Below are 24,935 nucleotides of genomic sequence, written 5' to 3' on the forward strand. Positions count from 1 at the left end.
GGCCGCCGGCCGCCGGCCGGCCGTCCCGACGCCGTCGCGCTGGTCTCGGCTGCGTCCCGCCGCGCCGGCAACGCCGCGGGCGCGATCGCCGCTCTCCAGACCGTCATGACGACCCATGTCGGCCCGTTCCGCACCGAGGCCGGGCTCGTGCAGGCGCTCGAGGCCATCGGCGACCTGAAGGGGACGCTCGGCGACGGACCGCCCGGCGAGCCCGGCCCCTACGCCCAGGCCCGGCTGGACTGGTTCGACCTGCGCGGGATGCTGCTCGTCGCCGAGGCGGTCGCCCGCGCGGCCCTCGCCCGTCGCGAGAGCCGGGGCGCCCATCAGCGCGACGACCATCCGGAGACGGACGAGGGCTGGGCGCTGCACCAGACGATCGCGCTCACGGGCGGCGGCTTGGCGAACGGCGACTTGGCGAGCGGCGGCTTGGCGAACGGCGGCTTGGCGAGCGCAGACCTGGCGCTCGGCCAAGCCGCGGTGGTGGGCACGCCGGCCCCGCAGGAAGCGCATTGATGGCCGTCACCGCACACCTGATCGTCCGGCGCGGCCCTGGCGCCGACGCCCCTTCCAGCCGCTACGCCGTGCCTTACACACCCGGCCAGTCGGTGCTCGACGGCCTGCGGTTCGTGCGCCAGGCCCTCGACCCGAGCTTGAGCGTCCGGCACTCCTGCATCAGCGCCAACACCTGCAAGGAGTGCATGATCCTCGTCGACGGCAAGGTCGCGTATGCCTGCACGGCGCGGCTTGAACCGCGCGAGATGGTTCTGCAGCCGCTGCCCAACAAGCCGCACCTGCGCGACCTCGTGACGGAGATCGCTCCGCCCGATGAGCGCCTCGACCACGCGCTGAGGACCCTCGGGCGGGCGCCCGGCGGAACGCCGACGCGGTGAGCGCGCCCGCGTGCACCTGGCTCGGCCGATCCGTGCCGCGCCTCGAGGACGGCCCGCTGCTGCGGGGCCTCGGCCGCTTCGTCGACGACATCCGCCTGCCCGGCCTGCTCCACGGCGCGTTCCTGCGCTCTCCCCACGCCCACGGTCGCCTGACCGCCATCGACGCGGCGGCGGCCGAGGCCCTGCCGGGCGTCCATGGCGTCCTGACCTACGGCGACCTGCGCCGCGTCCTCACCTGCGACCGGATCCCCCTGGCGATGCCCGCCGGCGCGATCCGGTTCGACGTCGATCCCTTCGTGCTGGCGCGCGACGAGGTGTGCCACGTCGGCGAGCCGGTCGCCCTCGTCGTCGCCGAGAGCCGTGCCGTCGCCGAGGATGCCCTCGCGCTGATCGGGCTCGAGATCGAACCCTTGCCGGCGGTCGTCGATCCGCGGGCCGGGCTCGCGCCGGACGCGCCGCGGGCGCGGCTCGACTGTCCAGACAACCGCGTCGCCGCCACGGAGGCCGCCTACGGCGACGTCGACCGGGCCTTCGCGGGCGCCGCCCACGTCGTGCGCGAAGCCTTCAACCTCCACAAGGGCGGCGGCCACTCGATCGAGCCGCGGGGCGTCGTCGCGCGGTTCGATCAGGCGGAGCGCCTGCTGACCGTCTGGGACAGCACGCAGATGCCGCATCAGGCGAAGCGGGCGCTCGTGCGCACCCTCGGCCTGGCGGAGCACCAGGTCCGCGTCGTCGCGCCCGACGTCGGCGGCGGCTTCGGGCCGAAATTCGTGTTCCACCCGGAGGAACTGGCGGTCGCGGCGGCGGCCATGATCGTCGGCCGTCCGGTGAAGTGGATCGAGGACCGCCTCGAGAGCTTCACGGCGACCGTGCAGGAGCGCGACCAGCACTGGACGATCGAGGCGGCCTGCGACGCCGAGGGCCGGCTCCTCGGGATCCGCGGCGACCTCGTCCACGACCACGGCGCCTACACGCCGTACGGCGTCGCGCTGCCCTACAACTCCGCCACCAACCTGCTCGGACCCTACCGCCTGCCGGCCTACCGGCTCGCGATCTCGCTGTGCCTGACGAACCTCGTCCCGGCGACACCGACCCGGGGCGCCGGCCGCCCGCAGGGAACCTACGTCATGGAGCGGCTTCTCGACCGCCTGGCCGAGCGGACCGGGCTCGACCGCGCCGAGATCCGCCGCCGCAACCTGATCACGCCCGACCAGATGCCCTATCGCACGCCCCTGCGGACGCGGGACGGCAAGGCCATGACCTACGACAGCGGCGACTACGTCGAGTGCCAGCGGCGGGCCCTCGCGCTCGCGGGCTGGGACGGGTTCGAGGCGCGCCGCGCGGCCGCCCGGAGGGAGGGGCGCTGGCTCGGCATCGGCCTCGCCAACTACGTCGAGGGCTCGGGGCGCGGGCCGTTCGAGAGCGCTGCCGTGCGGGTCGGCCCGTCCGGCACGGTCGTCGTGACGACCGGCGCCACGGCCCAGGGGCAGGGGACCGTGACCATGCTCGCCCAGGTCGTGGCCGAGGTGCTCGGCATCGCCCCGGAGCGGATCGCCGTGGTGGCGGGCGACACCAACGCCTCCGCCCTCGGGCTCGGCGCCTTCGCGAGCCGGCAGGCCGTGACGGCCGGCAACGCCGCCCACGCGGCGGCGCTCGCGGTGCGGGCCAAGATCCTGCAGGTCGCCTCCGCCTGGCTCGAGGCCTCGCCGGCGGATCTCGAGCTCGTCGACGGCCGGGTCCAGGTCAAGGGCGTCCCCGGTTCCGGCCGCGCGCTCGGCGAGGTGGCGGACGCGCTCGCGGGCGCGCCCGGGCTGGCCCTTCCCGCGGGCGTGGCGCCGGGGCTCGCCGCCGGCGTCGATTTCGAGCCCGAGGGCCTGACCTACTGCAACGGCACGCACGTGGTCGAGGCGGAGGTCGACCCGGATACCGGCACGGTCGCGATCACGCGCTACACCGTGGTCCACGATTGCGGACGCCTCATCAACCCGATGATGGTCGAGGGCCAGATCGTCGGCGGCGTGGTGCACGGCATCGGCAGCGCCCTCTACGAGCGCATGCTCTACGCCGAGGACGGGCAGCCGCAGACCGGGACCTACGCCGACTACCTGCTGCCGACCGCCGACGTCGCGCCCCGCATCGCGATCCACCACATGGAATCGCCGAGCCCGCTCAACCCGCTGGGCGTGAAGGGGGCGGGCGAGAGCGGCACCATCGCGGCCCCGGCGGCGGTCGCCTCGGCGGTCGAGGACGCGCTGCGTCCCTTCGGCGTGCGGGTGGCGGACCTACCCATCACCGCCGCGCGCCTGCACGGGCTCCTGGCCGCGGCCGGAGGCGCGGCACCATGAAGCCCGCGCCCTTCTCCTACCACGCCCCGACGACGCGGGCCGATCTCCTGGCGCTCCTCGCCGCGCACGACGATTGCCGCCTCCTCGCCGGCGGCCAGTCCCTCGTGCCGCTGCTCAACCTGCGCCTCGCCGGCCCCGCGCACCTGATCGACATCACCCGCGTCGCCGGCCTCGACGGGATCGCCCGCGACGGCGAGGTGCTGCGGATCGGCGCGACGACACGCCAGCGCCGCGCCGAGCGCTCCCCGCTGGTGCGCGCGGCCTTCCCGCTGCTGAGCGACGCGCTCGCCCATGTCGGGCACGTGGCGACGCGCAACCGCGGCACGATCGGGGGAAGCCTCGCCCACATGGATCCGACCGCGGAATTGTCCGTCGTCGCCCTCGTGGCCGACGCAACCCTGACGATCGAGAGCGCGCGGGGCGCCCGCACGATCCCCTTCGTCGCGCTGCCGACCGGCCCCCTCGCCACCGCGATCGCCCCCGACGAGGTGCTGACCCGCATCGACCTCCCGCTCTGGCCGGAAGGGCACGGCTGGGGCTTCGCCGAGGTGACCCGCCGCGGCGAGGGCTTCGCGGTCGTCTCCGCCGCCGCCCTGGTCGCCCTCGCGCCCGACGGGACCTGCGCCCGGGCCGCGCTCGCGGTCGGCGGCCTCGTCGCGGCGCCGGCGCGGGTGGGCGAGGCGGAGGCGCTGCTCGCCCGCCGCGTGCCCAGGGACGACCGGATCGCGGCAGCCGGCGAGGCCGCGGCGCGGCTGCCCGCCGAGAGCGACCTCTACGGGCCGGAGGCCTACAAGCGCCACCTCGCCCGGGTTCTCACCGTCCGGGCGCTGCGCCAGGCCGTCGATCGCGCCCGGGGAGGCGTCCGTGACTGAGCGGCGGAGCATGCGGCTGACGGTGAACGGCGCGGTCCGCACGGCGCAGGTCGAGCCCCGGCTCAACCTCGCCGACCTCCTGCGCCACGAGTTCGGCCTCACCGGAACCCATGTCGGCTGCGAGCACGGCGTCTGCGGCGCCTGCACGGTGCTGCTCGACGGCGCGACGGCGCGCTCCTGCCTCACCTTCGCGGTGCAGGCGGACGGGTGCGCGGTCACGACGATCGAGGGGGTCGCCGACCCCGACGGCGCGCTGCACCCGATCCAGGCGGCGCTCGCCCGTCATCACGGGCTGCAATGCGGCTACTGCACGCCCGGCATCGTGATGACCCTGCTCGAGCTTCAGCACGACCTCGACGGCGCGCCGATCGACGAGCCGGCCCTGCGCCGGGCATTCGCCGGCAACCTGTGCCGCTGCACCGGCTACCAGGGCATCGTCGATGCGGCCCTGTCGGTCCTCAATGCCGGCGCGGCGGAGCCCTGCCCGTCGCCTCGCCCCGATCCCGCCGGAAAGGGCCACGCGTGAAGCTCGCCGTACCCGACCTCGTCTCGAACTCCTACTTCCCGGCCCTCGCGGCGATCGAGCTCGGCTGCTTCGCGCAGGAAGGCCTCGGCGTCTCGCTCGAGGTCATGTTCCCGCCCGACCGCGCCTACGCGGCCATGCGCGACGGCGGCATCGACCTCGTCGCGGCGTCGGCCCACACGATGCTGGCCGCCTTCCCCCGCTGGCGCGGCGGCAAGCTCGTCTGCGCCCAGGCGCAGGGCATGTACTGGTTCCTGGTGATGCATTCCGACCACGCCGTCGCGCGCGGCGACCTCGCGGCGCTCACGGGGCGGCGGATCGGCGCGGCGCCCTACGTCGAGATGGGCCTGCGCGGCCTCCTGGCGCAGGCGGGCCTCGATCCGGTCCGGGATGGAATCGCGATCGGCCCGGTCCCGCCCCACCCCGCCGCGGGGGCGAATTTCGGCCTCTCCGCCGCGATGGCCCTGGAGGCTCGCCAGATCGACGGCTTCTGGGCGAACGGCATGGCGGCCGAGCGGGCGGTGCGGGGCGGGTTCGGGAGCATCGTCCTCGACGTGCGTCGGGACCGCGGCCCGGCGGACGGCTTCGATCTCACCATGGCGACGATCGCGGCCCCCGACCGCCTCCTGCGCGACGACCCCGGCCTCGCCGGAGCCGTGAGGCGGGCGGTGGCGCGCGCTCACGCGATGCTGACGCAGGAGCCGGAACTCGCGACGCAGGTCGGCGCGGCGCTCTTTCCGCCCGCGGAGGCCGCGATGATCGCCGACCTGATCCGCCGCGACCTGCCCTTCTACGACACCGCCATCACGGCCGATCAGATCCGTGCGGTCAATGCCTTCGCGCGGCGGATGGGCATCCTCGACGCCGACGTACCCTTCGCGGAGGTCGTGGCGGCGTGAGCATTCCGACGGGGAGCGAGAGAGGCGTGAGCGAGACCATGGACGGCAGGCGCTGGGACTTCTGGATCGACCGCGGCGGGACCTTCACGGACATCGTCGCGCGCCGGCCGGACGGCACGCTCGCCGTCCACAAGCTCCTGTCCGAGAATCCCGGCGCCTACCGGGACGCGGCGATCCAGGGAATCCGCGACCTGATGGGACTCGCCCCCGGGGTCGCGATCCCGGCGGCCGGGATCGCGGCGGTCAAGATGGGCACGACCGTGGCCACCAACGCCCTCCTCGAGCGCAAGGGCGCCCGCACGGTCCTCGTCACGACCCGGGGTTTTAGGGACGCCCTGCGCATCGGCTACCAGGAGCGGCGCGACATCTTCGCCCGGCGCGTCGTCAAGCCCGACCAGCTCTACGACGCCGTGGTCGAGGTCGCCGAGCGCGTGCGGGCGGACGGCACGGTCGAGGCCGCGCCCGACCTCGCGGTCGTCCGGCGGGATCTGGCGGCGGCTCGGGAGGCGGGAGCCGAGGCCTGCGCCATCGTGTTCCTGCACGCCTACCGCTTCCCCGACCATGAGCGGGCGGTGGCTGAGGTCGCCCGCGCCCTCGGCTTCGCGCAGGTCTCGGTGAGCCACGAGGTCTCGCCCCTGATGAAGCTCGTCGGGCGCGGTGACACCACGGTGGTCGACGCCTACCTGTCGCCGGTCCTGCGGCGCTACGTGGACCAGGTCGCCGCGGAACTCGACACGGCCGGGACGGAGTGCCGGCTGATGTTCATGATGTCCTCCGGCGGGCTGACCGACGCGGGCCTGTTCCACGGGCGCGACGCGATCCTGTCGGGGCCGGCCGGGGGCGTGGTGGGCTGCGTCGAGACGGCGAAGCTCGCCGGCTTCGACCGGGTGATCGGCTTCGACATGGGGGGCACCTCGACGGACGTCTCGCATTTCGAGGGCGAGTACGAGCGCACCTTCGAGACCGAGGTGGCGGGCGTGCGGATGCGCGCGCCCATGATGGCGATCCACACCGTTGCGGCGGGAGGCGGCTCGATCCTGCACTACGACGGGGCGCGCATGACCGTGGGCCCGGATTCGGCCGGCGCCAATCCGGGCCCGGCCTGCTACCGGCGCGGCGGCCCGCTCGCGGTCACGGACGCCAACGTGATGGTCGGCAAGCTCCTGCCCGGCCACTTCCCGAGGATCTTCGGGCCCGGCCGCGACGAGGCTCTCGACGTCGAGGTGGTGCGCCGGGGGTTCGCGGCGCTCAGCGCCGAGATCGGCGGCGGACGCGGCCCCGAGGCGATCGCGGACGGCTTCATCCGCATCGCCGTCGAGAACATGGCGAACGCGATCAAGAAGATCTCGGTGCAGCGCGGCTACGACGTGACGGGATACGCCCTGCAGTGCTTCGGCGGCGCGGGCGGCCAGCACGCCTGCCTGGTCGCGGACGTGCTCGGGATGCGCTCCGTGATGATCCACCCGTTCTCGGGGCTGCTCTCGGCCTACGGCATGGGCCTCGCCGACATCCGCTCGACCCGCCAGCAGGCCGTCGAGGTGCCCCTCGCCGGGAGCCTGGACGCGGCGGCCTCGACGCTCGACGCACTCTCGGCGCGGGTCCGGGACGAGCTCCTCGGGCAGGGGGTGCCGGCGCCGGAGGTCGCGATCTTCCGCCGGGCCCACATCCGCTATGCCGGGACCGACACCTCGTTGATCGTGCCGTTCGGCGACGCGGCGGCGATGCGGGAGGCGTTCGAGGCGGCGCACCGCACCCGGTTCGGCTTCGTCGACGAGACGAAGGCGCTCGTCGTCGAGGCTGTGTCGGCGGAGGCGGTCGGGGGCGGCTCGGAGATCGACGAGGCGTCCGGACCGCTCGCGGCGGGCGCGCCGGACCCCGCGGCCCGGACGCGGTTCTACTCGCAGGGCGCGTGGCACGAGGCCGGCATCTTCCTGCGCGACGACCTCGCGCGGGGCCAGAGGATCGCCGGGCCGGCCCTGATCATCGAGCCCCACCAGACGGTCGTCGTGGAGGCGGGCTGGGCGGGCGAGATCACCGCCCGCAACCACCTCGTGCTCGCGCGGATGCAGGCGGCCCGCCACGCGCCGGCCGTCGGCACCCAGGCCGACCCCATCCTGCTCGAGGTGTTCAACAACCTCTTCATGTCGGTGGCCGAGCAGATGGGGCTGACGCTGCAGAACACCGCCTACTCGGTGAACATCAAGGAGCGGCTGGACTTCTCCTGCGCGGTGTTCGACGCGCAGGGCCGGCTCGTCGCGAACGCCCCCCACATCCCGGTCCACCTCGGGTCGATGGACAAGTCGGTCGAGAGCGTCATCCGCAGCCAGGGCGCGCAGCTGCGCCCCGGCGACGTCTACGCGATCAACGCGCCCTACGACGGCGGGACCCACCTGCCCGACATCACCGTGGTGACGCCGGTCTTCGACGTGGCCGGACGGCGCGTCCTGTTCTACGTCGCGGCGCGCGGGCATCACGCGGATGTCGGCGGGATCGCGCCCGGCTCGATGTCGCCGCGCGCCACGACCATCGAGCAGGAGGGGGTCTACATCGACACCTTCAAGCTCGTCGACCAGGGCCGCTTCCGCGAGGAGGCGCTCGTCGCGCTGCTCACCGGCGCCACCTACCCGGTCCGCAACGTCACCCAGAACGTCAACGACCTGAAGGCGCAGATCGCCGCCAGCGAGCGCGGCATCGCCGAACTCAGGAAGATGATCGCGCATTTCGGCGAGGACGTGGTCCAGGCCTATATGGGCCACGTCCAGGACAACGCCGCCGAGAGCGTCCGGTGCGTGATCGACGGCCTGTCGGACTGCTGGTTCGCCCTGGAGATGGACCAGGGCTGCACGATCCGGGTGGCGATCCGCATCGACCGCGAGCGGCGCGAGGCGGTGGTCGACTTCACCGGGACCTCGCCGCAGCGCGAGGACAACTTCAACGCCCCGGCCCCGGTGACGCAGGCCGCCGTGCTCTACGTGTTCCGGGTGATGGTGGAGGGTGCGATCCCGATGAATGCGGGCTGCCTGCGCCCGATCCGGATCGTGATCCCGGAGGGCTCGATGCTGGCGCCGGCCTACCCGGCCGCGGTGGTCGCCGGCAACGTCGAGGTCAGCCAGGCCGTCACCAACTGCCTGTTCGGGGCGCTCGGCGCGCTCGCGGCGGCCCAGGGCACGATGAACAACCTGACCTTCGGCAACGACCGGTACCAGTACTACGAGACGATCTGCTCCGGCTCGCCCGCCGGGCCCGGCTTCGACGGGGTGGGCGGGGTCCACACCCACATGACGAATTCGCGCCTGACCGATCCGGAGATCCTGGAATTCCGCTACCCGGTGGTGCTGGAGGACTTCCATCTCCGGCGGGGATCCGGCGGCCGCGGGCGCTGGTGCGCGGGCGACGGCACGTCCCGCACGATCCGCTTCCTGGAGCCGATGGAATGCGCACTGCTGACCGGCCACCGGCGGGTGCCGCCCTTCGGCCTCGCCGGCGGCGAGCCGGGCGAGGTCGGGGCGAACCGCGTGCGGCGGCGCGACGGGACGATCGAGGAGCTCGGCGGCTGCAACCAGACCCGGATCGAGGCCGGGGAGGCGATCACCGTCGTGACCCCGACGGGCGGCGGCTACGGCGATCCGCGCGAGAGGAGCTGACCCTTGGCCGGCCCTGCGCACCGGAGCCCGTTTCGGGGGACCCCGCCTCACCCCGCCGCGACCGAACCGCCCGCCGGCGCGACGGGCGGGCATCATGGCACCTGAGGCCCGCAACCAGGGCGCAGGAGCGGCGCGGCCGGGAGGCTGGCGCACGATCGTCGACCGCACCCTCCTGTTCGTCGCCGCGCTGGCCGGCTGGCATGTTCTCTCGGGGCGGGTCGTCGACCCGTTCTGGATCTCGAGCCCCGGGCTGGTGGCGGAGCGGCTCTGGCGCCTCGCCCTGAACGGCGACCTCGCCTGGCACGCCGGAGCGACGGTCTGGCAGGCGCTGCTCGGGCTCGGGCTCGGGCTTTGCGCCGGCTTCGCGATCGGGCTCCTGCTCGGGCGCTCGCCCCGCCTGGCCGCGGCAGTGGATCCCTACCTCATGGGGCTCTACTCGCTGCCGCGGATCGCGCTGGCACCGCTCTTCATCCTCTGGTTCGGGATCGGGCTCGGCTCCAAGGTGATGATGGTGTTCTCCTTCGTCGTCTTCATCGTGATCCTCAACACCATGCAGGGGTTGCGGGAGGTCGACCGCGACCTCGTCGACCTGATGCGCTCCATGCGGGCCTCGCCGTCCTACATCGCGCGCCGGGTCCAGCTTCCCTCGATGCTGCCATGGCTCTTCGCGGCCGCCCGGATCAGCGTCGGCCTCGCGCTGATCGGATCCGTGCTCGGCGAACTCCTCGGCGCGAATCGCGGCCTCGGCTGGTACGTCGAGCATTCGGGCGGACGCCTCGACACGACGGGCGTCTTCGCCGGGCTCGCGGCCCTGATGGCCATCGCCGTCGCGATGAACCAGGCCGTCAATCTGCTCGAACGGTGGCTCTGCCCCGCGCGGTGAGCGCCCGTCCCGTCGCCCGCCCCCTCGAACCGCCCCCTCGCCCCGCCCCTTCGGCCCGCCGACACCCAGGAGTGCCCCTCATGTCCCTCATCCGAACGAGCCGGATGGTCGCCGCCGCGGCCCTCGCATCGTCTCTCCTCGCGGGCCAGGCACTCGCCCAGACCAAGCTCGTCGCCGGCATCGCCGCCTACAACGAGGCGCTCCTGCCCATCCACACGGCCGAGCAGAAGGGCTACCTCAAGGAGGCGGGCCTGACGCTCGAGCTCGTGACCTTCAAGGGCGGCGGCCCGGCCGTCCAGGCGCTCGTGGGCGGCAGCATCGATCTGTGCCTGTGCGCGGCCGACCACGTGGTGCGGCTGCGCTCCCGTCGCCAGCCCGCCAGGATCCTGGTCGGACTCGACGGCTTCCATTCCTACGCGCTGCTCGCCAAGGGCGACGCCCCTTACGTCGATCTCGCGGGCCTCAAGGGCAGGCGGATCGGCGTCACCTCGCCCGGCAGTCTCACGGACAACACGCTCCAATGGGCGATCCGGAAGGCCGGATTGCGGCCGGACCGCGACTTCGAGATCATCGGGGCCGGCAGCGGGGCGGCCATGCAGGCCGCGATCGATTCGGGCCAGGTGGCGGCCGGGCTCCTGATCACCACGGACGCCGTGGCGATGCTGCGCAAGGCTGGCGCCTACAGGGTCGTCGTCGACTACCGGACCATGCCCTACCCGTCCTTCGACGCCATCGCGCTCGAATCCTGGATCGGCAGCCACCGTCCGGCCGCCCAGGGCTTCGTCAGGGCGGTGTCCCGGGCGATCGCCGACCTCAGGGCCGATCCGGCGCTCGCCGCCGCGGTCACCCGCACGATGTACCCGGACTTCCCGGCCGACCTCGTGCAGGAGGTCGCGCGCAGCGCGGTCTCGCGCATGCCCGAGGGCGGAACCGTCAGCTCCGAATCCATCGCCACGATGAACGCCATCCTGCTGGCGGCGGACGATTCCCTGAAGCCCGTCACGCTGCAGGATGTCTACGACGCGTCCCTCTCCGACCGATGAGAGCCGCCCTGGAGCACGCCGCGACCGCCCCCGGGGCGCAAGCCGAGCGCCCGGCGAAGGTCCGCGTCGAGGGTGTCAGCAAGGCCTATCCGGGGCCCGACGGGCAAGCGGTCACGGTCCTCGACGCGGTGAGCCTCGCCGTCGCGGACGGTGAGTTCCTCTCGCTCGTCGGGCCGAGCGGTTGCGGGAAGTCGACCCTGCTCAGGCTGATCTCCGGCCTCGCGCCGGCGACCGGGGGACGGATCGTCATCGACGGGCGGACCGTCACCGGTCCACCGCCCGGGGTCGGCTTCATGTTCCAGCGCGACACGCTGCTTCCCTGGGCGACGGTCGGGCAGAACATCGCGGTGGCGCTCGAGCTGAACGGCACCCCCCACGCGGCACGGGCGGCGCGGATCGCCGAACTGCTCCAGCTGTTGGGTCTTGCCCGCTACGAACACTATCGACCGAGCGCCCTGTCGGGCGGGATGCGCCAGCGGGCGGCGCTCGGCCGCCTGCTCGCCTACGGCCCCGACCTCTACCTGCTGGACGAGCCGTTCGGCGCCCTCGACGCGATGACGAAGATGAGCATGGGACGCGAACTCCTGCGGATCTGGAGCCGCGATGCGAAGTCCGTCGTCTTCGTGACTCACGACATCGAGGAAGCGGTCGGCTTGTCGGACCGCGTCGTCGTCATGGAAGGACCGCCGGGCCGGATCAAACGCGAGTATCGGATCGGCCTGCCGCGGCCCCGGGACTTTCGCGAGGTCCGCCTGCTCCCCGAGTTCCGCCAGCTCTGCGAGATCATCTGGCAGGATCTCGGCCAGACGCCCGGATGATCGGCGACGAGCCGCGATCCGCGGCGTCGCGACGGTCGATCGTGAACCGCCCCGGGTTTCCCGGAAGCTCCAGCTTCTGAGACGATGGAGCCATGACGAAGCGAACAACCCCGTTTTCGCCCGAGGTGCGCGAGCGCGCGGTGCGGAGGGTGCGCGACCACGAGGGCGAGCACGGACTCGCGAAGCAACCGGCTCGAACCCACAGCGACGCAGCCTTGATGACCGAGATCCAGCGCGTGTTCGAGGCGAACGTCTGCGCCTCCGGCGCACGGAAGGTCCGGCGGCGTCTGGCTCGGCAGGGGTGCTACCCAGCCTGAAAGAGCCGAAGTCCAGCCGAGTGGCTTGGGAACCGGTGCTTCCCTGGCGCCGCAACGAGCCGTTAAGTCTCTCCCTCAGCAACGGGAATCAGCGTGCGGTTGTCGCCGACAAGCGTGAATTGTCGGCAATTCCGGCAGGGGCCCTTAAAGCGCTCATGGTGCGGTGCGGCATCCCCACGAGGCCCGCACCATGGACGCATCCGTCACCACCCCCGCAGCCGGCCAGGTCGCCGGGCGATCGGGCCTGAAGCTGCTGGGCGTCAATCTGGCCGGAGCGTCGTTCGGAGAGCTCGGCGGCACCGATGCGATCGGCACGACGCACACCTATCCCACTCACGCGACGATCGACTACTTCGCCGCCGCGGGGCTGAACGTCTTTCGCCTCGATCTCAAGTGGGAACGCATCCAGCCGGCCCTCGGCGGGGCCCTGAGCGAGACCGAGATGCGGTACGTCGACGACATCGTCGCGTACGCGGGATCCAAGGGGATCGCGGTCGACGTCTCTCTCCACAATTTCGGGAAGTACGGTTCGGACCTCATCGGTTCGGCGCAGGTCCCCGATGCCGCCTTCGCCGATGTCTGGGGCAAGCTGGCCAGGCGCTACGCCGGTTCGCCGAACGTCCTCTTCGGCCTCATGAACGAGCCCTACCTCCAGTCAGCGACGACCTGGCTCCCGGCGGCGAACGCGGCCATCGCGGCGATCCGCAGCACCGGTGCGCGACAGGAGATCCTGGTGCCCGGCACCTACTGGGACGGCGCACAGAGCTGGGTCAGCAGCGACAACGATACCGTGATCGGCACGGGCGTCGTCGACCCGGCGAACAACTACGCGTTCGAGGTCCATCAGTATCTCGACATCGCCAGCGAGGGGACGCACTTCAACGTCGTTTCTGCGACGATAGGAGTCGAGCGGCTTCAGGCAATCACCGAGTGGGCCAAGCAGACCGGCAGCCGATTGTTCCTCGGGGAATTTGCCGTTGCGACCGATGCCACCAGCCTGACCGCCCTGGACAAGATGCTCGCTTACATGTCCGAGCACAATGACGTCTGGCAGGGCGGAACCTACTGGGCGGCGGGCGAGTGGTGGGGTGATTATCCCTTCGCGATACAGCCGATCGATGGCCAGGACCGCCCGCAGCTTCAGGTTCTCGACAAATACATCTCGGCCTCAACGACGCCGTTCTGGGTGGTGCCGGAGCCGGCCACCGCCGTCCAGGCGCCGCAACCGCCCGCGAACCCGCTCGCGCCAGCGCGTCGCAGCTTCGACGGCGATGACCATTCCGACATCCTGTTCCGCGACGACCGCGGCCACGTCAACGCGTGGCTCTTGAGCGACGGCCACGTCGCGGCCGCGCCGAACATCGGGACCATCGGGCCGCAATGGTCGGTCGCCGGGACGGGTGACTTCAACCGGGACGGCACAAGCGACATCCTGTGGCGCGATGATGCCGGCCACATCAACGCGTGGCTGCTGCACGGGGGACAGGTCGCAGCGGCGCCCAACGTCGGAACGGTCGGGTCAGAGTGGAGCATCGAAGGCACGGGTGACTTCAACGGCGATGGCCGGGACGACATCCTCTGGCGTGACACGGCCGGGCACATCAATGCGTGGCATATGAACGGTGATCAGGTCATAGCTGCCCCCAACATCGGCACGGTGGGATCCAACTGGAGCATCGTTGGTACCGGCGACTTCAACGGCGATGGCACCGCGGATCTCTTGTGGCGCGATTCAGCAGGCCACATCAATCAATGGCTGCTTCACGGCGGTCAAGTCACCAGCGCGCCCAATATCGGAACAGTCGGATCCGATTGGACAGTCGCGGGGATCGGCGACTTCAACGGGGACGGCAAGGACGACATACTCTGGCGAGACAATGTCGGCCATATCAACACATGGCTGCTCGACGGAGCTCAGATCGTCAGTGCACCGAATATCGGCCGGGTCGGATCGGATTGGAGCGTCGCAGGAACGGGCGATTACGACGGTGACCGGCGCGACGACATCCTGTTCCGCGACAATGCGGGGCACGTCAACACGTGGCTGCTGGACGGCAATCACGTCACGGCCGCGCCGAACATCGGCTCCGTCGGACCTGAGTGGATCATCCAGGCGTGAGGGCAGGCGGTGCGGGGCGCGGGCAACGCGCCCCGCAAAGCCTCCTGGCCGCCGGATGGTCGGGCGGGACGTCGCGTGGCCGGCGCGGAGGCGGTGAGCGGCGTCCGCCGCGGCAGAGCCCGCACTCACCCGCGATGTCCTCTCCAGTCGAGGCCATGCGCGGACGCGGCCTTTCGGCTGCAGCCGACTCGTGGAGTCTACGGATATTGATCCGTCTACACTAAAAAGTGTGCATATGTCAAGTGAAGTTCAATCGCACCTTCACAATGCACGGATCGCTTGGTTAAATCAAGCAACAAGCGGCGCCATGCATAAAACGGGAGGGTGACGTGGCCTTTAATTACACGGTGCAGCTGAGTGGCGTGACAAATTCAACGCAAGTCGACGCGATTTATGCAGACGTCAGCGCGGCGGCATCCCGCTGGTCGCGGTATATATATGGGCTCGGAGCGCTCGATATAGCGGTCAATATCACATCGACATCTGCCGGGCGGGCCAGTGGCGGCGCGGGTGCCGTCTCGTACGTCGGCAGGGACGGCACGCGCGCGGTGTACGAGAATGGAACGGCGTACGAGCTGCGGACCGGATCTGATCCGAACGGCTCATCGCCGGATATCATTATCAGTATAGATCCCGATTACCTGAGCATGCTTTGGCTCGATCCAAATAGCGCCGCCCCTTCCAACACAATCGATGGGATGAGCGTGTTCATGCATGAGATCGGCCACGCGCTCGGCATTCAGAGCTACCGCGACCCGTCGACGGGCATGCTGCCGGCCTATGAAACAACCTGGGATCGGCTTGTCGCGATCAATCCGGACGCGACGGCCTCCTTCACCGGGGCGCAGGCCGAGGCTCAGTACGGCGGTCCGGTTCCGGTCACCACTTTGAGAAACGGCGAGCAATACGCCCACCTGTTCAATAGTTCAGCTGAGCGAGATGGGCAAGACCTGATGAATGGCGTCGCGTTCTACTATGGCGCTCGGTACACCATATCGAAACTTGATCTCGCAATCATGAAGGATTTGGGCCTCGATGTGATCAATGGATTGCCGTCGTTTCGAACGGCATCGGACGATTTCAATCGGGACGGATATTCCGACATGCTGTGGCAGGATACTGCCGGCCACGTCAACGCGTGGCGGTTCAGCGGCGGCGGCCAGGTCGCGGCGGTCGCGGCCCTCGGTCTCGTCGGTCCGGAATGGAGCATCGAGGGTACGGGGGACCTGAACGGCGACGGCACGGGCGACGTCCTGTGGCGCGACGCGGACGGTCACGTGAACGCGTGGTTGCTCGGCAGCGACGGTCAGGTCGCCGCAGCTCCGAATATCGGCCTGGTCACGCCCGATTGGAGCGTGCAGGGCACGGGCGACCTGGACGGCAACGGAACCTCCGACATCCTGTGGCGGGACACGGCCGGCCGCATCAATGCCTGGCTGCTCGACAGCGGCGGCCGCGTCGCCGCGGCGCCCGACTTCGGGACGGTCGGCCCGGAATGGGCCGTCAAGGGCGTGGCCGACCTGAACGGCGACGGCACGAGCGACATCCTCTGGCAGGACAGCGCCGGCCACGTGAACGAATGGCTGCTGAACGCCGGCGGCGCGGTCGGATCGGCCCCCACCATCGGAACGGTGGGAGCGGAGTGGACGCTGCTGGGCACGGGCGACTTCAACGGCGACGGCACGAGCGATCTCCTGTGGCGCGACGCGGCCGGCCACGTCAACGAGTGGCTGCTCGACGGCGACGGTCAGGCCGCGACGGCACCGAATATCGGCCTGGTCGGCTCGGACTGGACGCTCCTGAGCACGGGGGATTACAACGGCGACGGTACGGCCGACCTGCTGTGGCGTGACACGGTGGGTCACGTGAACGAGTGGCTGCTCGACGGCAGCGGCCACGTCGCGTCGGCTCCCAACGTCGGGGTCATCGGCCCGGAATGGACGGCCAAGGCGTAGGGAGCGGCGGGACCCGCGCGTGTCCGGCTGCGCCGCCGCCGGCCCGGCGCGGCACCCTCCCGGCAGGGCCGCGGCGGCCGGAGCCGCTCAGCCGCGGCGCTCCTCGGCGTCGAGGAAGTCTCCCGCCGTGGCGGCGACGAGGGGACCGTCGGCGCGGGCGGGGGCGCGCACCCGGGCCGGATCGAGGGTGCCGAGGCAGGCTCCCGTCTCGTCGAGCACGCGCGGGCCCGGCCCGCCGGCGGGCAGGGCGCGCAGAACCTCGGCGTAGGGCGCGGCGGCCGAGAGCGCGGCGGGGTCGGCGTCCGCGGCGGCGCGGCCCTCGCGGATGCGGCAGGCGTAGAGCGAGCGCGGCTCCAGGACCCGGGCGACCAGCATCGCGCCGGCCACGGCCACGAGCACCGGCACCATCAGGCTGTCGAGGCGCCGGGTCAGCTCCAGCATCAGCACCACGGAGGAGACCGGCCCCTGGGTGGCGGCCGCGAGCAGCGCGGTGGCGGCGACGAGGGCGCAGGGACCCGCGCCCGCGCCGGGCCAGACGAGGTCCCAGCCGACCGCGAGGAGGCCGCCGAACACCGCCCCGAAGGCGACGGTCGGCGTGAACAGCCCGCCCGGCGCGCCGCAGCCGAGGCAGGCGGCCGTGGCCAGCGGCTTCCCCACGACCAGGAGGGCGAGGAGCGGCCAGGCGATCCCGCCCGTGAAGGCGCGCTCGGCCACGTCCTTGCCGTTGCCGAGCACCTGCGGGAGCAGCGTCGCGGCGGCGCCGAGCAGCGCGAGGACGAGGACGGGCGCGAGCGCCGCGGAGAGGCCGGACGGGCGGTGCGCGTCGGCGGAGGCGATGAGCCGCACGTAGGCCGCGGCGGCCACTCCCGCGAGGGGACCCGCCAGCACCGCGAAGCCGAACAGGGAGGCCGTGACCGCCTCCCCCGGCACCGTGTAGATCGCCCGGTCGGGCAGGAGCAGCCACGCCACCGCGGTGGCGAGCCCGCTCGCCAGGAGAGCGGGGGCGACGAGGGGCAGTGCGAGGCTGCCCAGCAGCACCTCCAGGGCGAACAAGGCGCCGCCCAGGGGCACCTCGTAGACCGCCGCGATGCCGGCTCCCGCCCCGAAGGCGGCCAGGATCCGGGCATGGCTCCGCGACAGCCGCAGGCGGCGCGCGAACAGGCTGCCGAAGGCGGCGCCGGCCTGCTTGGGCGCCGCCTCGCGTCCGAGGGAGGCCCCCAGTCCGACGACGGCGACCGACAGGACGCCCTGCGCGAGGGTGCGGACGAACGGCAGCCGGCCGCCGTGGAACCAGATCGCCGCCGAGAGCTCGGCCCCGTGGCCGCCGCCGGCCCGGCTCGCACGGCGCAGGGCGAGGCCGCCGAGGGACACGAGCAGCCCCGCGCCCGCCAGGACGGCGAGGCGGCGGTGCGGCGAGGCCGCCTCGACGGCCGCCGCGAACCCGGCCGCCCCCTCGCCCCAGGCGAGGGCCTGCACGAGGCGCAGCCACTGCATCAGCAGCCCGGCCGCGAGGCCGGCCGCACCCCCCGTGGCGAGCGCCAGGCCCCAGAAGATCCAGCCGACATCGCCGTCGTCGAGGTTGGGCTGTGGAGATCGCATCGTCCTGCGCGCCGGCCGCGACGGCCGCTCGGTCGGGCCTTCCGCCGAGGGAGTGTCGCCCCTGCCGGGCCCACCGTCCATCCCGCCCGCCGACCCGTCCCCGGCCTTAAGGCGCGCCGCGCCGACCGGCCCGGATCCGCGGCCCCCGAGGGCGCAGGGCCAGCGTCCGGACGGCCGCTCGGACGACCCGCAGGGGCCGCACGCAACCCAGCCATGCCGTCCATAATTTGATCTTTCATGTTGTTGCAATGCAGCATAGAAAGTAAAAACGAGGTCGAGATGACATCATGGCCTCGTTGCCGGTCATGGAGATTTCCTTTCCTGACTTGAAACCGTCCCGCCAGGACGGCTCCTTTTTCGCTTGGCCGTTTCGCAAGTACGGCTGGCTTTACCGTCAAAGCTATGCCGAACCAGCAGCCACACCAGAGTGTCACGTTCCGCGGCCGCGGCTGCGCCCGTCTCGTGCGAGGCCGCCTGCTCCTGGACGTCTGCCCGATCTGCTCGCAGCGCAACGCGCGCGCGATGGTGCCCCGCGGGCGGTGCGCCTGGTGCGCCTACGTTCCGGATCCGGCCGACATCGAATCCGCCCGCCCGGTCGCCGGCCCCCTGGCCGGCCGCGGCGTGGCGCTCGACCCGGACCGGGATGCCGGCCCCGGGTGAGGCCGCTCCGGCCGGAGGGCGACGTGTGCCGGCAGGGCGGCCGGGCCTTCGCGCGACCGGGCTGATCTGCGACCGGGTCGATCTGCGCCGTCCGGGCCCGCGTCGCGGCGTGGCGGGCCGGCCGTGCGGCCTGCCGCCCTCGTGCGGGCCCGCCCGGGCGCAACCCGGACCCGTCGTCGCCCGCGTCCGGAACGGGCCCCGGCGGTGCGGCAGGGCGGCGGCCCGGCGCCGCGCCCCGAGGCGCAAGGCTGCCTGCGGCGACGGCCGGCTCACGGCCCCGTGGCTGCGCGGGAGGAGACACCCGAGGCTCCGGGCGTGCTAGGAAGCCCGCCATGCCCGCCGAACATTCCCGCCACGTCGCCCCGACCGACCCCTCCGCTCCCCGGATCGACAGCCAGGCCGCCACGGGGAAGTGCGCCTCGACCGGCGATGCGACCCGCGCGGCCCTTCGGGCGCTGCGCGCGCAGGGCGAGGGGGGATCCGTCGGGCGCGTCCCCTCATCCGAGCCGTCCCCGGCGCGAGGCGGCGCCTGAGCGATGGGGCCGACCGCTTCGCGTCCCGCCGGCGGCGGCGCCATGGGGGCGCTGGTGCGGGCCCATGCCTGGGCCGCCACCCCGCTCGGGCCCCGGGAGCACTGGCCGCCGTCGCTCGTGACCCTCGTGCGGGTCATGCTCAACTCACGCCAGCCGATGTTCATCGCCTGGGGGGCGAACCGTACCCTCGTCTACAACGACACCTACGTGCCGATGCTCGGCGCGCGCCATCCGGAGGCCCTCGGCCGGCCCTTCTTCGAGGTCTGGCCCGAGGTCCGGGACGAGGTCGGCGCCCTGATGGATCGCGTGTTCGCCGGGGACCCCGTGCACATGGACGATCTGCAGCTCACCGTGAACCGCAACGGCTTTCCGGAGGAAGCGCACTTCGCGTTCTCCTACACGCCCGTGCCCGGCGACGACGGCGCGGTCGTCGGCCTGTTCTGCGCCTGCACCGAGACGACCCGGCAGGTCCTGGCGGAACGGCGCGCCGTCTCCGAGAGCCTGCGCCACCGCCAGAGCCTGCAGCAGATGCCGGGCTTCGTCGGCATCCTGAGCGGACCGGACCACGTCTACGAGTACGTCAACGATGCCTACGTGGCGATCTCCGGCCCGCGGGACTTCCTCGGGCGGAGCGTGCGCGAGGTGTTTCCCGAGCTGACCGGGCAGGGGTTCTACGAGCTGCTCGATCAGGTCTACGCGTCCGGCGAGCGGTTCGAGGCGCGGGCCATGCCGATCCGCCTGGCCGGGGAGGACCGGGACCGGTTCATCGACCTGCTCTACCAGCCCATGCGGGACGCGGAGGGCCGGGTCACCGGCATCTTCGTCGGCGGCTACGACGTGACGGATCAGGTGCGCGCGCGGGTCGCGCTGGCCGACAGCGAGAGCCGCTACCGCACCCTGTTCGAGAGCATCGACGTCGGGTTCTGCGTCGTCGAGATGAGGTTCGACGCGGCGGGCCGGGCCGTCGACTACCGCATCATCGAGGCGAACCCCGCCTTCGCGCGGCAGACCGGCGCCGACGTCGCCGGGCGCTGGGTCAGCGAGTTCGCGCCCGACCTCGAACGCCACTGGTTCGACACCTACGGGCGCGTCGCGCTCACGGGCGAACCCGCCCATTTCGAGAACAGGGCCGACGTGTTCGGGCGCTGGTTCGACGTGCGGGCCCTGCGGGTCGGCCCCCCGGCGGCGCACCGGGTCGCGATCTTCTTCAGCGACATCTCCGAGCGGAAGCACATGGAGGAGGCCCTGCGCGTCCTGAACGCCACGCTGGAGCAGCAGGTCGTCGAGCGCACCGCCGAGCGCAACCTTCTCGCCACGATCGTCGAGCGCACCGACGTCATGGTGATGGCGGTGGACCGCGCCTTCGACATCCTGGCCATCAACAAGGCCAACGCGGACGAGTTCGTGCGCGCCTACGGCTTCCGCCCGAAGGTCGGCGACAACGTCCTCGCGGCCTTCGCGGACCGGCCGGAGCACCAGGCCCAGGTGCGGGCCGGCTGGAGCCGTGCGCTGGCGGGCGAGGAGGTCACTCTCATCGAGGATTACGGCGACCCCGACCGCGTCCGCCCGTCCTACGAGATCACCTACCGGAGCCTGCGCGACGACCAGGGGCGGGTCGTCGGCGCCTACCAGTTCGTGAGCGACGTCACGGAGCGGCTGCGCCAGCAGGCCGAGCTGGTCCAGGCGCAGGAAGCCCTGCGCCAGTCCCAGAAGATGGAGGCGGTGGGCCAGCTCACGGGCGGCCTGGCGCACGACTTCAACAACCTGCTGGCGGGCATCTCGGGCTCCCTCGAGCTGATGCACACCCGGATGCAGCAGGGCCGGATCAACGACGTCGAGCGCTACATGACGGCGGCTCAGGGGGCGGCGAAGCGGGCCGCGGCCCTGACCCACCGGCTGCTCGCCTTCTCGCGCCGGCAGACGCTGGATCCCAAGCCGACCAACGTGAACCGGCTCGTCACCGGGATGCAGGAGCTGATCCGGCGCACGGTCGGGCCGGCCATCGCCGTCGAGACCGTCGGGATCTCCGGGCTGTGGCCGGCGCTGGTCGATCCCCCGCAGCTCGAGAACGCGCTGCTGAACCTGTGCATCAACGCCCGCGACGCCATGCCGGACGGGGGCCGCATCACCATCGAGACCGCCAACAAGTGGCTCGACGCCCGGGCGGCGCGCCAGCAGGACATCCCGGAGGGGCAGTACCTCTCGCTCTGCGTGACCGACACCGGCACCGGCATGACGCCGGACGTGATCGCCAAGGCGTTCGATCCCTTCTTCACCACCAAGCCGACCGGCGAGGGCACCGGCCTCGGCCTCTCGATGATCTACGGCTTCGCCAAGCAGTCCGGCGGCCAGGTGCGCATCTACTCGGAGGTGGGCAGAGGCACCACGGTCTGCATCTACCTGCCCCGGCACTACGGCCCGACCGAGGAGGACGACCACGCTCCCAGGCCGGCGGCGCAGTCGCGGGCCGAGCAGGGCGAGACGGTGCTGATCGTCGACGACGAGCCGACGGTCAGGATGCTGGTCACCGATATCCTGGAGGACCTCGGCTACACCGCCATCGAGGCGGCCGACAGCGCCGCGGGGCTGAAGGTGCTGCAATCGGACGTGCGCATCGACCTGCTGGTCACGGATGTGGGCCTGCCGGGCGGCATGAACGGCCGGCAGATGGCGGATGCCGGGCGCGAGCGGCGGCCGGGCCTCAAGGTGCTGTTCATCACCGGCTACGCGGAGAACGCGGCGGTGGGCAACGGACACCTCGCGCCCGGCATGGCCGTGCTGACGAAGCCGTTCGCCGTCAACGTCATGGCGGCCCGCATCCGGGAGATGATCGAAACGTCGTAGCGGCGCGCCTCCCCGGTGCCGCGGTGACGCCGCGCGGCAGCCTCGGGACCGCCGTCCCGGCGCCCTCGATCCGGCCGGTCGCGCCGGGCGGGGCCGGCGCCCGCGCGGCGGACGGGCCGGCGGGGATCAGGCGGTCACGAGCTCGCGGACGCGGGTCGCGAGCATGTCGACCGCGAACGGCTTCGTCAGCACCTTCATGCCCGGCTGGAGCTGGCCGCTCCCGATGACGGCGTTCTCCGCGTAGCCCGTGATGAACAGGGTCTTCAGGCCGGGACGGATCTCCCGTCCGGCGTCGGCCATCTGCCGTCCGTTCATGCCCCCGGGCAGGCCGACATCCGTGATGAGGAGGTCGATGCGCGCGTCCGAGCGCAGCACCTCGAGGCCGGCGACCCCGTCGGCGGCCTCGATCACCGTGTAGCCGAGGTCGCCCAGCACGTCCGTCACCAGCATGCGCACCGTCGGCTCGTCGTCCACGATCAGGACCGTCTCGCCCTCCCGCGCGAACGCCGCCGGCGTCCCGCCGGGACCGCCCTCGTCCCTGTGCGCATCGCCGTCGTGGCGCGGCAGGTAGATGCAGACCGTGGTTCCCTGCCCGACCTCCGAGTAGACGCGCACCTGGCCGCCGGATTGCTGGGCGAAGCCGTAGATCATCGAGAGGCCGAGGCCGGTGCCCTGGCCCAGCGGCTTGGTGGTGAAGAACGGCTCGAACACGCGGGCGACCACGTCCGGCGCCATGCCGGTGCCGGTGTCGGTGACGCACAGGGACAGGTATTCGCCCGCGGGCATGTCGTGCGCGCGGGCCGCCTCGCGATCCATCCGCCTGTTGGCCGTCTCGATGGTGATGCGGCCCCCGTCCGGCATGGCGTCGCGGGCGTTGAGGCACAGGTTCAGCAGCGCGTTCTCGAGCTGGCTCCCGTCGACGAGGGCCGGCCAGAGGCCCGCGGCGCCCACGGTCTCGACCGCGATGCCGGGTCCGACCGTGCGCTGGATCAGCTCGGTCATGCCGTTCACGAGCGTGTTCACGTGGGTCGGCCGCGGGTCCAGCGTCTGGCGCCGCGAGAAGGCGAGCAGGCGGTGGGTCAGGGCCGCCGCGCGCTTCGCCGCGCCCTGCGCGGCCGCCATGTACCGGTCGATGTCCGTCAGCCGTCCCTGGGCGATCCGGGCGCTCATGAGCTCGAGGGCGCCCGAGATGCCCGCCAGCAGGTTGTTGAAGTCGTGCGCCAGGCCGCCCGTGAGCTGCCCCACCGCCTCCATCTTCTGGGACTGGCGCAACTTCTCCTCGGACTGCACCAGCTCGGCCGTCCGCTCGGCCACGCGCTGCTCGAGCGTCTCGTTGAGCGCCCGCAGCGCCGCGGCGGCGCGGTCGCGCTCCGCCTCGACGGCGCGGCGCTCCTCGACGTCGATGAGGACGCCCGGGAAGCTCCGGGGCGTCCCGTCCCGGGCGTGCTCGACGCGCCCGTTCGCCTCGATCCAGTAGTAGCGCCCGTCGCGGCGCCGGACCCGGTACTGGTGGGCGTAGGCGCCCCCCCGGGCGATCGCCGCGCCGATGGCGGCCGACAGGCCCTCCCGGTCGTCGGGATGGACGGTCGCGACCACCTGCCGGAGGCTGAGGCCCTCGCGGCCGAGGGCGGGATCGAGGCCGAAGGCCCGCGCGAACCCCTCGTCGACGGTGAACCGGTCGCCCGGCAGGTCCCAGTGCCAGGTGCCGATGATCGCCCCGGCCTCCAGGGCGAGCTGGACGCGCTCCACGCTCTCCCGCGCGAGCGCCTCGCTCGCCCGCAGGCGCTCCTCGGCGATGCGCCGCGCGGTGACGTCGCTGAAGAAGATCGCGATCTGCCTGTCGGCGGGGTCGCCGACACGGACCGCCCGGACGTCGAACCAGCGCTCGAAGCCTTTGGCGTAGCTCTCGAAGTTCGCCGGCTCGCCGGTCTTCGCGACCCGGCCGTAGGTCTCGAACCAGAAGCGCTCCAGGTCCGGCGCGAACTCGGTGACCCAGCGGCCGCGCAGGTTGGCGCCGGCCTGGCGCTCGAAGGCGGCGTTGGCCTCGACGAACCGGTAATCCGCCGGCCGGTCGTGTTCGTCGAACCGGACCTCCACGATGGCGAACGCCGCCTCGATCGTCTCGAGGATCGTGCGGAAGCGCTCCTCGTTCACCCGCAGGGCGGTCTCGGCGCTGCGCAGCCGGCTCAGATCGAGCATGGCGCCGATCATCCGGCAGGCGCGCCCCGCGCCGTCGCGGATGACGTGGCCGCGGTCGAGCACCTCGGCGTAGGTGCCGTCGGCCCGCCGGAAGCGGTACTCGTCGGTCCAGGCGGTGCCGGCGCCGTCGATCACGGCGTGGATCGAGGCGTCGATGCGCGCCCGGTCATCGGGGTGGATCTGGGCGATCCACCAGTCGCCGGTCGGTGCGACGGCCTCCGGCGCGTGGCCGTAGGCCGTGGTCAGGGCCTCGTTCCAGAGCACGTGGTTGGTGGAGAAGTCCCAGTCCCAGATCGCGTCGTTGGTGGCCCTGGCGGCCAGGCGGTAGCGCTCCTGGGTCTCCTTGAGGGCCGCCCCCACCCGGTGCTCCCTGGTGCGGTCGCGCACGATCTTCACGAAGCCGAGATGCGCGCCGCCCTCGTCGGACAGCGGCAGCATCTCGCCGGAGGCCCAGAAGCGCTCGCCGTCCTTGCGCAGGTGCCAGCGCTCGTTGAGGGCCCGTCCCTCGTCGAGGGCCCGGCGCATCTCGTCCGGGACGCGGCCGCCCGCCCGATCCTCGGGCGTGAACAGCCGCCCGGCGTCCTGGCCGCGCATCTCCGCGGCGCTCCACCCCATCACGCGTTCCGCGCCCGGGTTCCACTCGGTGATGAGCCCGGCCGGGTCGGACACCACCATGGCGACGTCGACCGCGCTCGCGAACACGGCGCGCAGGCGCGCCTCGGTGCTGCCGGGCGCCGACCAGGCGGCGCCCGGCGCGGGCGCCGGCCGGGCGGCGCCCGGTGCGGGCGCCGC

At 72.3% G+C, this 24,935-nt stretch carries 16 protein-coding genes and 2 pseudogenes; 15 read left to right on the forward strand and 3 right to left on the reverse strand.

The features are described 5' to 3' along the window. The 13 genes and pseudogenes from DT057_RS25065 to DT057_RS25125 form a co-directional block, all read left to right on the forward strand. A pseudogene (locus DT057_RS25065) lies at nucleotides 1–513 on the forward strand (hypothetical protein); the annotation flags it as partial. Further along, nucleotides 513–890: a 2Fe-2S iron-sulfur cluster-binding protein gene (locus DT057_RS25070; protein WP_128564825.1), complete on the forward strand. Its 378-nt coding sequence runs from the start codon at nucleotides 513–515 to the stop codon at nucleotides 888–890. The pseudogene DT057_RS25065 and the gene DT057_RS25070, both read left to right, overlap by 1 nt. Continuing rightward, on the forward strand, nucleotides 887–3,235 hold the full coding sequence (locus DT057_RS25075) for a xanthine dehydrogenase family protein molybdopterin-binding subunit (RefSeq protein ID WP_128564826.1): 2,349 nt from the start codon (nucleotides 887–889) through the stop codon (nucleotides 3,233–3,235). The genes DT057_RS25070 and DT057_RS25075 overlap by 4 nt, the downstream gene beginning before the upstream one ends. Then, complete coding sequence (locus tag DT057_RS25080) at nucleotides 3,232–4,107, forward strand: FAD binding domain-containing protein (RefSeq protein ID WP_128564827.1); 876 nt, start codon at nucleotides 3,232–3,234, stop codon at nucleotides 4,105–4,107. Before DT057_RS25075 ends, DT057_RS25080 begins: the two co-directional genes overlap by 4 nt. After that, a complete protein-coding gene (locus DT057_RS25085) occupies nucleotides 4,100–4,633 on the forward strand; it encodes a (2Fe-2S)-binding protein (protein ID WP_269152985.1) in 534 nt (177 codons plus the stop codon). Before DT057_RS25080 ends, DT057_RS25085 begins: the two co-directional genes overlap by 8 nt. Continuing rightward, nucleotides 4,630–5,529 carry an ABC transporter substrate-binding protein gene (locus DT057_RS25090; RefSeq protein ID WP_128564828.1) on the forward strand — a complete coding sequence of 300 codons (900 nt, stop codon included), beginning with the start codon at nucleotides 4,630–4,632 and terminating at the stop codon, nucleotides 5,527–5,529. Before DT057_RS25085 ends, DT057_RS25090 begins: the two co-directional genes overlap by 4 nt. 38 nt (nucleotides 5,530–5,567) lie before the next feature. After that, nucleotides 5,568–9,173: a hydantoinase B/oxoprolinase family protein gene (locus DT057_RS25095; RefSeq protein ID WP_128564837.1), complete on the forward strand. Its 3,606-nt coding sequence runs from the start codon at nucleotides 5,568–5,570 to the stop codon at nucleotides 9,171–9,173. Between the two features lie 94 nt (nucleotides 9,174–9,267). Then, entirely contained in the window at nucleotides 9,268–10,056 is a 789-nt protein-coding gene (locus DT057_RS25100; protein WP_128564829.1) for an ABC transporter permease, read from the forward strand. 80 nt (nucleotides 10,057–10,136) lie between these two features. Beyond that, nucleotides 10,137–11,099, forward strand: coding sequence for an ABC transporter substrate-binding protein (locus DT057_RS25105; RefSeq protein ID WP_128564830.1), 963 nt, complete (start codon nucleotides 10,137–10,139; stop codon nucleotides 11,097–11,099). Continuing rightward, nucleotides 11,096–11,917 carry an ABC transporter ATP-binding protein gene (locus tag DT057_RS25110; RefSeq protein ID WP_128564831.1) on the forward strand — a complete coding sequence of 274 codons (822 nt, stop codon included), beginning with the start codon at nucleotides 11,096–11,098 and terminating at the stop codon, nucleotides 11,915–11,917. Before DT057_RS25105 ends, DT057_RS25110 begins: the two co-directional genes overlap by 4 nt. 92 nt (nucleotides 11,918–12,009) lie before the next feature. Next, a complete protein-coding gene (locus tag DT057_RS25115) occupies nucleotides 12,010–12,234 on the forward strand; it encodes a hypothetical protein (RefSeq protein WP_128564832.1) in 225 nt (74 codons plus the stop codon). A gap of 190 nt (nucleotides 12,235–12,424) precedes the next feature. Further along, nucleotides 12,425–14,353 (forward strand): cellulase family glycosylhydrolase, encoded by a 1,929-nt coding sequence (locus DT057_RS35615; protein ID WP_162501496.1) that lies wholly within the window; start codon nucleotides 12,425–12,427, stop codon nucleotides 14,351–14,353. Nucleotides 14,354–14,682: 329 nt separating this feature from the next. Beyond that, nucleotides 14,683–16,308 carry an FG-GAP-like repeat-containing protein gene (locus tag DT057_RS25125; RefSeq protein ID WP_128564833.1) on the forward strand — a complete coding sequence of 542 codons (1,626 nt, stop codon included), beginning with the start codon at nucleotides 14,683–14,685 and terminating at the stop codon, nucleotides 16,306–16,308. A gap of 87 nt (nucleotides 16,309–16,395) precedes the next feature. Here DT057_RS25125 and DT057_RS25130 read toward each other — a convergent pair whose 3' ends face one another. Next, nucleotides 16,396–17,907, reverse strand: coding sequence for a chloride channel protein (locus DT057_RS25130; protein ID WP_162501497.1), 1,512 nt, complete (start codon nucleotides 17,905–17,907; stop codon nucleotides 16,396–16,398). 462 nt (nucleotides 17,908–18,369) lie between these two features. Here DT057_RS25130 and DT057_RS25135 point away from each other — a divergent pair, with 462 nt between their 5' ends. Both DT057_RS25135 and DT057_RS25140 read left to right on the forward strand, forming a co-directional pair. Beyond that, nucleotides 18,370–18,567 (forward strand): hypothetical protein, encoded by a 198-nt coding sequence (locus DT057_RS25135; RefSeq protein ID WP_308220144.1) that lies wholly within the window; start codon nucleotides 18,370–18,372, stop codon nucleotides 18,565–18,567. Nucleotides 18,568–19,142: 575 nt separating this feature from the next. Beyond that, a complete protein-coding gene (locus DT057_RS25140; protein WP_128564838.1) occupies nucleotides 19,143–21,944 on the forward strand; it encodes a PAS domain-containing protein in 2,802 nt (933 codons plus the stop codon). Nucleotides 21,945–22,070: 126 nt separating this feature from the next. On the opposite strand, the gene DT057_RS25145 is transcribed toward DT057_RS25140, so the two are convergent. Next, nucleotides 22,071–24,539, reverse strand: coding sequence for a PAS domain-containing protein (locus tag DT057_RS25145; RefSeq protein WP_420870328.1), 2,469 nt, complete (start codon nucleotides 24,537–24,539; stop codon nucleotides 22,071–22,073). A 24-nt stretch (nucleotides 24,540–24,563) separates the two neighbouring features. Next, nucleotides 24,564–24,854: pseudogene (locus DT057_RS37550) on the reverse strand (PAS domain S-box protein); the annotation flags it as partial. Between the last annotated feature and the right edge of the window lie 81 nt (nucleotides 24,855–24,935).

The organism is Methylobacterium crusticola (assembly GCF_003574465.1).
GTDB lineage: Bacteria > Pseudomonadota > Alphaproteobacteria > Rhizobiales > Beijerinckiaceae > Methylobacterium > Methylobacterium crusticola.